The following is a 12,725-nucleotide window of genomic DNA, read 5'->3' as shown; positions in this document are numbered from 1 at the left end:
AATTCAACTCATCACTTCTATCCAACTTGAGAGGCGCTACGTATAAACGCTATACGTTAATCATTTTTGGAAGTTGTGATAGCTTTCGAGTGCACTCAAATACTCTTTTTATTCTACGATAATTCGGAGGTGAATTCCATGAAACTTTCAGTTTGTTATGTTTGTTTGGGTTTTATTCTTGTAACGGTTGTGCAGGAAGTTTCTTCAGAAACGCAGACCTCCAGATACCCAAAAACCGAGGAAAGGGATTTAACAATCAAAGCTTCGTCGGGATTTAAAGTTGACAAATGGGGAGGGGAAATAAGCGGCCAAGCAGGTAACGGAAATCAACAGGTCACAGGATCAGCTAATTTTCCGTATGGTACATATAGCTTAGAAGGTAATAATCAAGGAAAACCGGGAAAACTTATAGAAAGCATTAAAATTGGCAACGATGATGACACTATAAGCAAAAGTATAAACTGCACTGAAGACAAAAAGAAATGCCAAAGTTCTGAATCATTCCTGGGAGGACACTATAAAAAAACAGATTCCATTCAATACGGGGGTGCGCAATCCTTCAAGATCGGTGAAAAAATTAGGGACGACTCAACCGATCGTTCTAATTTCGATACCGCCAAAAATAACAACCCACACCCAAACAATCGAATAATACAACCTGTAAGTAGCAATACACATTGTGAAGCCTACAAATTAAGCGCCCTAGGTTTGGAAGGAAAGCATGAAACCTGTAATGTGCCACTGAACATCTCTGCCGATGAAGCTAAGCTGTGCGAACAAGACCCCACATCGTGTAAAAAGCCTTCAGGAACAAGCTCTTCGGACACAGAAGTTTCGTATGCTAAAAATGCTGTTTCAGATAAACTGAAAGACAGTGGATTAAAGGCTGAAAGTGAAATTAGTTGGCGCCGAGAAAATAAGTGTTATCCAAGTTGCGAGGAGCACGATGAAGAAAAGTCCCGTCAATTTGAAGATTTGAGTTCTGAAAGGCCGGGCGGGATGAGCGTAGACAAAGGCATGTACCGTACTCAAGAAGATGAAATGGGTATTGGGGTCTCACTTAAGTTTAAGAAAAACCACCAAGGACACAACCTAGATATTATACCTTTGGATGTATCGGTAGTGTCACCCGGCACGAAAAAAGTCATAACACCGCAAGATGACGCTTTAAACGAATTAAACAGAATTAAATCTTTGGAGAACAAACGTCCTAGTGGCACAAAGCCAGGTGGTGCCATGGATGAATTTGACTATGAGAAAGATTTTCTAGCTCAGAAACGTAGACAAGCACAGGAGAAAAAATACGAAGATCAACGAATTAATGTAAAAAATGAGGTCGATGACTTAAAATCGGATCGCCAGACTAAATTACAAATCAAGCTTAACGCCCTCCAGCAAAAAATTGATCAAGGCGATTTAGGTGAAGGTAAAGCCGCACATGCAATATTCGATAAACAAGCGCAACAAAATGAAAATTCTTTGGAGCGAGTTCGTGAGGTAAATACTAGCGCCTCAATGTCATCTGGTAATTATGGTGAGGATGATGGATCAGATGCGATATCCGCTTTGGGTAATGCAGCGCTAGGGATTGTTACTAATATTTCTTCTCAGCAGGCAGCTAAAAGACCAAAACAAACTAGTAACCACTATTCAAATGTAGCTACAAATAACCAACAAGAATCTAATAAAAACAACCGGCGTAAAGAGACCGCTTGGGGTCCAGGGCACAACCGATAATTTAAGGTCGTCCACTACTTGGCCGATTTATTTTGGTTGTTGAAAAACACCATTTCAAAGGTGCTTACATGTTCAACAATACCACAAAAGTTAAACGACATTTTCGTTAAGAGCTGTAGCAGATTTTGTATTTTTGACGAATTATTGGCAGTCAGTTAAGCTAATAATTAGGTAAGGCGATCTAAGTTATGTATTTTTTCCTAATCACTTTTGGTGCTAGTTGATTTAAAGAAGCCATGGAAAGAAGATAAAGCGGTAAGTATTTGACCAAATGAAAGATGAGTCTCGCTTCAGTCAAGCAGGACTCTATCCCAGCGAGATAGTGACCATCAGTGTGCTGTTTGCGCTAAAAGGCGTGGCCGGGCCGTGCCTTCTATCGCAGGCTAAGCCGGGTTTATGGTCATTGGTTTCCACTGTTGCCCGAACGCCCCCGATTGTTCCTGCGTTTGAAAAATCAGCGTCAATGGACATACCGTTTTCTGGTCAAGCCTTCGCTGTTATGGTTTATCGGTAGCTATGGCATCGAATTGATCCATCCGGTTCGCCGAGGTCGCAATCCTGAATTCTTCTGTGCATCCGGGATTTCCAATCATCGCTGGATCGTGGGCGCGAAAAGATGTGTTGTCTTTAATCATCTTGGGCAGATTATTGGTTGAGTTTGGGCACCAGCCAATGCGCACGATACCTAGAGTTCAATTGCAAAAATAACATAGTCTATCAGCTATACTAGGCATTATGCCTAGAAAAGCGATAGAAATAACACTGACCACCGAACAAAAAAAACAGCTTGAAAAAATAGTCCGCAGCCATAGTGCCGAGCGTCGACTGGTCGAGCGTGCTCAAATTATTTTAGAATGCGCAAAAGGAAAGCAAAATCAAGAGGTTGCCGTGACATTAGCCTGTTCGATTCCTCGTGTCAGCAAATGGCGAAGGCGGTTTACGGAAAAAGGGCTTACCGGACTCGATGATGAGCCGCGCCCAGGTAAGCCTGAAACCTATGGAAAAGCCTTTAGGAATCGCTTGTTAGCGAAACTAGAAGAAAGACCACCGGAAGGTTTGGCGCGATGGGATTGTCCGACTTTGGCGGAAGCATTGAACGCCAGTCATCATGCTGTTTGGCGTGTTTTAAAAAAAGAAGGGATTTATTTGCATCGCTCACGAAGTTGGTGCGTTAGCACGGATCCTGAATTCACCGAAAAATCGGCGAATATTATTGGTTTGTACCTGAATCCGCCGTTGAACGCTTTGGTGATCAGTGTCGATGAAAAGCCCAGCATTCAAATCTTGGAGCGCGCCACAGGGTTTGTTGAAACGCGAGATAAAACCATTGTTACCGCCTGTAAAAGCACTTATAAAAGGCATGGAACATTAAATTTATTTGCGGCTTTGAATGTGGCAACCGGACAAATCAAGGCACAGACCACGGCGACTATAACGCGCGAGGACTTTCAAGGCTTTATGGATCTGGTCATGGCGGACGTGCCCGAAGACAAAGAAGTGCATATCATACTGGACAATTATTGCACGCATAAGTAAAACGACGCGTGGTTAGAAAAACATCAGGATCGGGTGAAGTTTCACTTTACGCCGACTTCAGCCAATTGGTTAAATCAGATTGAAATATGGTTTGGAATTTTATCCCGCAAAACACTCAAAGGAGCCAGTTTTACAAGTGCTGAGGAGCTAAAGAGTGCGATAGAGGCCTTTATCGTGAGGCATAATCAGAAGGCTCAACCTTTTAAATGGCGCCGAAGAGAGTTAAAGGGTAGTCAGATAAAGAATACAATAGCTAATTTACGCAATTAAACACTAGTTTCATCCTTTGGTTGAGGTACTTCAGGATAAGACGGTATTGTTGGCGGATACCGGCTTTCATGCGGAGGCTGGAGATCCGCCTAATTTCAAAATTTGTAAACGGGGGGGAGTGGAATGATCGAATGCTCGTGGAAACGGCCTTTTCGATGTCCACGGTCGTCAATCATGTTAAGCATATGCGGCATCAAATGCAAGACTATTGTGAGGCACATTTAGGCTACTTAACCGCTTGATATTGGAACGGACCATGCCACGCAAGCATTACCAGTTAGTTGTACAGATAACGAATTTCGGGAGCTTGAGCGACTGAGTAATAGTCGCACCTCTGAAATCCGGATAGTAGAGCGAGCCAAAATTATCATCAGCTGCCTTAGCGGAAAGCGGAATGATGAAGTTGCAAAAGAGTTTAATATTGGACCAGGGACCGTGGCAGCTTAGCGAAAACGCTTTGCAACGGAGGGATTAAAAGGCCTTCATGACCGCGAAAGGTCTGGAAAGTCCCCTTTATATTCCGTACCGGAACTACAGATCGCTTGATTAAGTAAATTGAACAGACGCCGCCCAATGGTCAAGCGACATGGGATGGTTGCTCATTGGCTAAAGTGCTTGGGATTTCGGCAAAGAAGTCGTCGCAAGCCGTTTTAAATTGGCAAAAGGTTTCGTAATACCGCCCATAGAGCACGGTTTTTTGAAAACTTCCAGAACCGCTCAATCAAGTTAAGATTAGGTGCAGAGGACGGAAGAAATACCAGTTCGATTTTAGAGTCTGTCAGATAATCCTTCATTAATTGGGCATGGTAATACCGAGCACGCTAGTTATAGGTGATCTGCCAGGTTTGTTGAACAGAGTGATTGACTTGCTTGGCGGTTAGGCATAAATGAGTTTGCAGATAGTCGGAAAACTGTTGGCATTGTTCGCTCTTTAATGCGCACTCGCTGCCACCGGCATCGTTGCGAAGTAACGCAATCAGACAACCTTAGAGATAGCGTTTGTAATGGTTATGCACACTTTCGCGGTCAATCATCAGCGCTTGAGCGACTTGACTCACTTGCCATCTACTGCCGAGCAAGTTCACCGCCTTAAGGCGGTCCGCAAAGCGCTAGTCGCTAATATGGAGAGCTCATATTGCACCCCATTGATTTATTGTGGTGTCAGGTGGTAGCGATTTGACATAGCTTGATTATATATAAATCAGCTTGTTATCTGCCATATCTAAACCAAAATTTGATTTACGAGAGGTATATTTCCATCCCTGACTTTAGTTTGTGGCCAAATATCAACTAGCACCAAAGGTTAATAATATGAAAAATAATAACAAAACGATATTAAAGCAAATAATTGACATGAGTATTGTGGTAGTATCGAGAGTTTCGTTAATATTGATAGCGGGTTGTGCTGGTGTTTCCTCAAAAAATATTCCAGATGCTTTTCAGGTAAAAAATACGGTCAATATACCAACGCCTATTCCGGGTTCCGCGTTAGTAGCCATCCGCTGGCCGGTAGCTATGGATGAAAAAGCTCAAACAATTTTCGAGGATAATTACGTAAGTGGCTGGGAATCGTATGTAAGTGCGCTATCTCCCTCAATTGGTGCTGTTATGATCTTTGGTAAAATTACAATCGGAGGATGGATTGCCCGTGCACAGTTTGACCACTCGGCGTACAAGAAAATACCCGAGGATTCGACCTACTATGCAATGGAATTTTATCGCCAGTTATCTAAGTATATTCCAGAAAGCCAAATTCTTCTTGAGCCTCAATTATTAACAGCTAATTCCGGAAGCTTAAAAATTACCTCCTTGGTTGTATCAAAGATACCTGTTTCATTCACAGTGGATTTATACCAATTACCACACGTAACACCTACACCTTTTATAGACCCCAAAATTGCCATAAAAACTGGCGGCTTAGCATCACCTAAAACTTGCGGAGCAGTTTCTTCTGAGGACAGTTATATCAAAATAGAAAAATTTATCGAGTCGGTCTGTAAAGGTTTATCGTCTCGTAATGCCAGACAGCCTGAATTATTGGACCATTTTTATTCGGAAAATGAACGAATCAATGAATTTTCTGATGTACCAGTTCGGGAAAAGCTGCCTCTAACACCTAATGAGCTTATGTTATTTCCCAGGATAGGGGAGAATTTTTCCGATGAATATATTGTCCAATCGGCTGCGCCGACTTTTGATAGCAACAAAAATACCTTACAGAATCGAGCAATTGAAATTCATGTCCAAGCCCTAGTCGATGGTATATCCCGTTATGATTTGAAGAAAGCCACACAAGCAGGATTTTTCGAATATGTAGCGGAATACGATAAACCGCTTTCAGATAAAATTATGTTAGAAGCGATTGAGTCGGAAGAAGATCAAAATAGGATTGCTGTGATAACCCAACTAGCCGATTTGGAAAAACAATTTATCACCAAGCAAGACAAGCTTATTGCTGATAATATCCTTGATGGCGCATTTGGAAAAAGTTTTCGGGCAACTCGCCTTGGTTATTTGGAAATGGTAAAACAGGAAGAGGACGCTTCGAAGGCTCAGCTTAATTCATTGGCAATGTCGACCGTCAAATCCGGGGCATTGACAGGAAATTTCAATTACTTGGAGATGGTGACAAATTCGTTACAAAGTGAAATTCAATATCAAAGCAAGCTCTCGGAAATAGAACAGAGCTTTTATTCACAATTCGGCGCAGATTTAGATGCTCGCCAACGTTTTCTCGAGGTTAATATCGCAGGTCGTACTCGCACTATAAACGCTAGTGATCGGCAATCTTTACGTAAAGAATTAAAACAAATTTATTTGGATTTTTTAGCCGATGATTAATAAAGTAAAACGAGGTCGAGATAGAAATGTATACCTCTCGCGGTCACGCCTGCGGATTTTCCAAACAGTTGGAATTTTTGGTTCAAAAGTGTTTTTATTTGTTCGCTGAAAACAGAGTTTACTTTCTCAAGGCATTCGTCAATGGCCTCCTTGAAAGCACAAAATGTCTCGTGAGACCGATTGTAAAGGCACTTCTTTTAGGTAAACTTCCATAAGCGTTCAATCAAATTCAAATTGGGTGATTAAGGGGGTAGGAAAAGGATATCGATGCCCAGTGCCTCTGCTTGCTCCGTCACCTTGTTGCACCTTTGATTACGGGCGTTGTCTATGACCGGGGATGTCAGGGTGTGCTTGCTTGATCTTGATGAGCAAGTCCACAATCGTGTCGGAGTTGATTTAGGCATCATTTGTTACAGTGATCAAGTCGGTACCTTTTACGCTGAAAGCCCCCAAGACTTTTGTAACGCCTCCGTCCCCTGGATGACTTGAGGAATAGCCTCTCAAAGCACCAAAGCATCCCCAAAAAAGCGCCCATTAAAAAGTGGGCGGCGTCAACGAAGAAGACCTTGCGCTTGACTTGCTGTTCTTCTTCCTGTAACGGCTCAAGTCAGCCAAGCAAGAACTCAGCCTGCTTTTCCGAGTCGGCTTTTGCCGAGATAACCGCCATTTTTCGGAAAATCATTGATAAACTGACTATTAACAGTAAGCCGTGGAAGTAAGGGATAGACGTTGCTCATGTGACATCACTTTGTTAGGGGTGGCTTTGGGATGATAAATCATACCCAGATATAGAGTGATCACTAAATGGGGGTCTACGCCCAAACCCTCGGAATTTTTTAATCAATAAAAAACAATATGTTAACAAATTTCTGCTGTGATTAAGATCAATCCGAGATAGAGTTGTTTCATCATTTCTTCTATATTTCATACGACATTTTCAGACGAAATCGAAAATTCCGAGGGTTTGGGCGAACAACCCCTTACTCTTGTTCAATCAGGATATCGGAAAAAAACCGTAACCGGGGTTCTAAGCCGAAATCCCAGAAATTCGATTGCTGCACTATTTTTGGATACAAAAACAACGGTTAATGCACTTTATTACCACCCGAATTAGAAAAAGTTTTACAGATAGAAAGAAGAATGTTCGAGACGTTGATTCTCAATGGTGCGAACGCTCCCCGAGATATATTTATCCACTTCAGCAAGCATATGTGGTATCTCTGATTCAGTAACAGACGACATTTCGGATAATCGCATGCCAAGACTATTTGCCGAAGTTCCAAGGCGAAGCCCGCTTTGCTCTGACAACCACCAACGATCATGAATTGGATGGCTACCGCTAATCCCCTTACCAATCATAAAAATCCTTACATCTCCTGGATCAGCATCCGAAACATGAAAGCGCCAATGTAACTGATAGCTTTCTTCCCAGGGTTTTTGTATTTGTAAATCCTGTTGATGCTTTCGAGCTGCAAGAATGAAAACTGGAATATCAGGCTTCTCACCTCGAATTAATTTAACAAGTTCCAGCTCTTCTAGGCCGAAATATGGATCGGTGATCTTGATAAATCCGGTCGCATTCACTACCCACTTTTTGAGCATATCCAATGCTTTGTTCCGTTCTCCTGGACGAATTAGCCCGCTTTCAGATGAACCATCAGAGCGTCGCGCAATATCAATGCCTTGGTCTGTAACTGAACGAATTCGGGAAGCAATTCTGAAAGCGAGTTCTGATGAAAGGTGAACAGCCTCGTAAAGTGGGCGAAGGATCGTGTTTGCTTGGTCAGTATCAGAATAGCGACGCACTGAATTCTCAATAGCCCATGAAAAAATAGTATAAGCATCCTGCAAATCCATATAACTCGCATCTTTAATATCTTGCCGTGTTTCCTCAATGTGCACTGTCCCTGCTCGATCAGAATTAAGACCCGATAACAACATCTTTGTAATTTCAATTTTTTGTTTTTTATCTTGAGTCAGCTTTGATATTGCCGTTCTTCCTCCATTTGCAGCTTGCTCTCTTAGATTAAGCGTTTGCAACCTTCGATTAACTTGATTTCTCGCAAAATCCCTACCAGGATCGTCATCGGTTTCTGATGCCAAAGTCGCAGCAAATTCTGGATCGAGCCGGTGAGCGAAATCAATAATGCGTTTTCGAATCTTGGGGAGTTCAGCAGCATTTAATGGGTTGGTTTCACTCCATGCTTGACGTAAACAATCTTTACTAAAGCGCCTATCAATGTCGACACTTAATTTGGCTAATGTTTCATAGTGACTACAACGGTCCTCAAAGAAAGGAATATCGGGGATGAGTAGCTTGGCATCCTGCATCAGTTCAAGCGCCAATGTCTTTTGTTTATTTGGCATCGCAGCGGCTACTTGCATCAATACAAAAGCCTTATCTGCCAGATTGGGGAGCGTATTTGCCCTAATTGCTAAATTACTCCAAGGATTTTTTTGACGATCCAACCTCGCAATTTGAGCTTCGACCAAAATTTTATACCCCTCATGCTGAATGCCATCAGTAGTTTGAAACTTCGTCGCGGCTAAATTAAGCAATTTCCCTTGAATATCGGCTATCTGAGTATTATTAAATGAATTGCGAAAATTGGCATGTAACCCGTCCACGAGCCATTTAATATGCCAGCAAATAACACTGTCGTTTTCGATTTGCTCCAACAAATTGCAAATATCTAAAAAATCTTCATAGCTAACCTTTTTTTCTGGTTTGCTTGCGGAATCGTAAATCTCCATGGGCAAGCGTTTACTAATTAGAAATGTACATATCCAACTATAGGCATCATCTCTATAAGGGTTAGGTATTTGGCTAATTATTTGTATGGCTGAAGTGGAATGAGCGCAATGTAATACTGGTGCGGCATAAATGGTTGCATCCCAAAGAGCTTCTCTATCTCTGATCTGTTCAGTATCAAGCAGCGGACGAATTTGTTCATTGACAATCTTTTGGCAATTATTAATGTCATGAGCCATAAAAACTCTCAGCGCCAATTCGCTCCAAGCAATCACGCGAGCATGCGCAGCCGGAATCTTCTCAATAAGGTCTCTGAGATCATCAAAATCATCTTTTTCGTTGTAGAGTTTACGTTTCAATAGCCCTGCAAAGCAGCGAATAGCCAGCTGGACGCACAGAAAATAAGTATTGGCGGTATCTGGTGAGTCCAAAATTATCGTTTTCCTTGCTTCCTCTGTCTGCTTCAAAAATTCATGACTAATTTCTGGGAAGCTATCTGCCATTCTCGAGACGATCTTGAAACCACTGTCGACTCTCGCCCATCCAGAGTCTATTGAATTCCAGGTTCTACGCAATTCTTCCTGTAATTCAGATAAGAACCCTATGGGAAGACTGTTTTGATGTTCAAAAATGAGCTCTAAAAAGACACACAAGGCTTGGCATTTTTCTTCAGCGTCTGGAATCTCATACACCCATTGCCTAAAAGGATATATTTGAGTTAAAAATGAAGTTAAATTTTTCTTTTGTTTTGACAATCCCTGTAAAGCGGCACGCGTTGCTTTTGCGCGCAGAGGAATAGTTTTAATTCTGTTATAGGCTTCTACGATTGCGGAAAAACTCTCATTGCAGGGCTGTTCAGACGCAGTCGCTTCAATTAGCTTAACTAAAGCCGCCTCACGACGTTCGATTGTATTTAGCTTGGTAATTACACCCAAAGCAACTTTAGAATCACTCCTTGACAAAGCTCCAATCCCGGACTGCACTGCTTCGTAATGATCTGCAGTTTTTGTTAATATCTCATCAACGACTGACTCTAGGCCCTTAACTACTGAAGCGTGAAGGCCACTATGTAGCTCGGGCTGATTATCGGCATTAATTATTTTTAGTCCATAAGCCAAAACTGCTAGTGTTGCAAGCTTTGTTCCTGGCTCCAGAAGTTCATCGATATAGAAATAAACTTCTAATAACCGATCAGAGGCAATACGACTATCGTACCGTGATTCAGCTTCCGCTAAAGTTACTTGGAGTTTGACATATTCTAAAGTCGGCCCTGACGCTTTAATTGGCTCTCTTAGCCCGTCTAACCTTGCAATTATTGTTTTTACCTTTTCAAGATCAGCGATGCAAACCAATGGAGAAACTAGTTCCTGATAGACTCTTGCATTTGCAGTGTAGGTTGTGGTTTGAAGGATCGTGTTTATCGCATATTCAACAACAATTACAGCATCATCTCTTTCGGCATTAGCCATTGTCCAAGCCCTCAATGCGTACATCCTGTCTGAGACTTTTTCCCAATTACTCACTTCGGTGATTACTCCATCCGCAGTATAGCCACCGAAGAAGATTCCAATCTTATCTATAAATTTTTGGACATTTGGATTCTTAATCTTTGACTGAAAAGCCTGGTGGGTTGATTCCATTCCATCAACTCCATCCTGTTTTTCGATCAAAGCTTTAAAAGATAAATTTGCCAGAGCAAGATCAAGCCTTCCTTCATGATCAGAATCTGATTTGCGCATGCAATCCTGAACTAAATCAATGGCTAGTTCTGGTTGCGTGTAAAGCAAGTCTGAGGCTATTTCAATACCTCTGTCACCCAAATTGCTGCGGTCTAATTGTGCATACAACTGCTGAATTTGATCCTTTAGTTCCAACTCAATTGGTAATGACTTGCTCTTTTTCATTCGGGCAATGACCGCCATTAAATGGAGGCGATCTGCTATTGTGGCCACTCGCTGTACTAATGCATATGCCGTTGAAAAATCCTCAAGAGCAACATATGCTTCAATCTCTGAACGCCAGGTCTCTGAATTTTCCATACTAGTAATTGTGGCGCGTTGCAGGGAAAATCTCAGTAGGTCTCCATCCCGCTCCTGCTCAAGTGCGGTGTTTACCCCTAATTCAGCTTTCTGACGCAATGGTGCCCACGACTCACTGCAATCAATCAGTTTTCCAATATGTTGCGGGGATAAATAGGTTAATAGCTCCTCGTAACGTCCAGCTGTATGATAAAGATCCGGCAAGTGGGTAATGGCCTCAGAGCTTTCAGGATTGTCGAACAAATCGGAAATTATTTTATCTAAAGTGCCTTTTCGTAAATTAGATAAACGTTTTGAGGCATAACGACTAAACACATCACCAATAAACTCTATATCTCCTTCAGCGCCCTTTTGCTCTACAAAAGTACAACAGGCCAACTTATTTTTTAGAGTGTCTATATCAATGTTACAGAGCAGTGCAAGTGAATTTATCGAATGACGACGTTGGTCAAAGGCAAGAATTGCAAGAGCATTTCGCAGCAATCCGTTATCTTTGTTTTCTACCACTTGCCATTCCATTTCAAACAATTCTGGCAAGCTTTCCGGCAACTCATCGAGAAGATCTTCCTCCTGCTTAGCACCAGATTCAAGCAAACGGCGCATACTCGCCAAATGGCCGGGAATTCCTTTGCTTACCTTGAATATTGTTTGCAGGTTTGATGGCTCATTAATGTATCCATCGAAGAATTGCCGAGTTTCTTCTAATGTAAATCCCGGTAATTGGAATGGGCGAATTTGAGAGTTTTTTAGACGGTTTAGAAAACAGTCGATTGAACCAGATAAAATAAAACGAAAGCGAGGAATACCAAACGGAATAAGGTCTAATATAACTTCTTTCTCGCCGAATCCCTCTTCTGGAATTTCATGTAAGCCGTCCACAACAAAGTAATATGTCTTCCTCTCCAGATTAGCTTTGCGCTGGAGTTCATGCACTCGTTTCCTCAATAGTTGCTTGGCCTCAACTTCCTTATCTTTCTCAAGATAATCTTCTTTATAAAGTGCCCAACCAATTTGGTCGCATAAATCACGAGTAAGATTCTGCGAATCATACGCCCAACGACTACTTGAACGCATAAAAAGACAAAATGTTTGCTCTGGAAATGCGCGAGCAAATTGCGCTAATAGTGTAGTTTTTCCTGCTCCATCTGCACCTTCAACAATAATAACCTCACTGTTATTTAGCATCCCTTCAACGGTCATAATCATATTGTCCCGCAGAATATTGGGTTCACCTAGTTGGGGAAACACACCACAGACTTTTGTTAAGTCCATTACTTCAAAATCCTGAGTCTCAATCATCGAAAAATTCCTAAAAGAAAATCATTTGGTATTTAGAACTTTGGTTATTAAGGTTAAACCCGGTGACCGTAAAGATTCGTGCGAATTGGGTAATAGTAGGGGTACGACAACGATTCCTTCATTTTTGGGCCATAAGGTCGCAGTGATGTAATTTTAACCTCAAGTGACTATCACCAACTCCGTTCTGGATCGTCAACAGAAAAAAATCTGCCTCTATAGTAAGCGTCCAGTCGAGCATGAATAGGTGGCTC

Annotated in this window: 4 protein-coding genes and 2 pseudogenes; 4 read left to right on the top strand and 2 right to left on the bottom strand. The window is 41.9% G+C overall.

The window, feature by feature from the left end; all coding sequences use genetic code 11:
• Nucleotides 1-138: 138 nt before the first annotated feature.
• The 3 genes and pseudogenes from GO003_RS24770 (at nt 139) to GO003_RS24760 (ending at nt 3,543) form a co-directional block, all read left to right on the top strand.
• Nucleotides 139-1,737, top strand: a complete 1,599-nt coding sequence (locus tag GO003_RS24770; RefSeq protein ID WP_159657674.1) for a hypothetical protein — start codon at nt 139-141, stop codon at nt 1,735-1,737.
• A 271-nt stretch (nt 1,738-2,008) separates the two neighbouring features.
• Nucleotides 2,009-2,251, top strand: a complete 243-nt coding sequence (locus tag GO003_RS24765; RefSeq protein WP_159657676.1) for a hypothetical protein — start codon at nt 2,009-2,011, stop codon at nt 2,249-2,251.
• Nucleotides 2,252-2,472: 221 nt separating this feature from the next.
• A pseudogene (locus tag GO003_RS24760) lies at nt 2,473-3,543 on the top strand (IS630 family transposase).
• Between the two features lie 650 nt (nt 3,544-4,193).
• Here the strand turns inward: GO003_RS24760 and GO003_RS26745 are convergent.
• A pseudogene (locus tag GO003_RS26745) lies at nt 4,194-4,349 on the bottom strand (transposase); the annotation flags it as partial.
• Nucleotides 4,350-4,854: 505 nt separating this feature from the next.
• On the opposite strand from GO003_RS26745, the gene GO003_RS24750 reads away from it, so the two are divergent.
• Nucleotides 4,855-6,384: a hypothetical protein gene (locus GO003_RS24750; RefSeq protein ID WP_159657680.1), complete on the top strand. Its 1,530-nt coding sequence runs from the start codon at nt 4,855-4,857 to the stop codon at nt 6,382-6,384.
• A gap of 1,122 nt (nt 6,385-7,506) precedes the next feature.
• Here the strand turns inward: GO003_RS24750 and GO003_RS24745 are convergent.
• On the bottom strand, nt 7,507-12,474 hold the full coding sequence (locus GO003_RS24745; protein ID WP_159657682.1) for a P-loop NTPase family protein: 4,968 nt from the start codon (nt 12,472-12,474) through the stop codon (nt 7,507-7,509).
• Nucleotides 12,475-12,725 lie beyond the last annotated feature (251 nt).

The organism is Methylicorpusculum oleiharenae, assembly GCF_009828925.2.
Classification (GTDB): domain Bacteria; phylum Pseudomonadota; class Gammaproteobacteria; order Methylococcales; family Methylomonadaceae; genus Methylicorpusculum; species Methylicorpusculum oleiharenae.
Note: the sequence above shows the minus strand (reverse complement) of the source record. Positions and strands in the feature narration are given on the sequence as shown.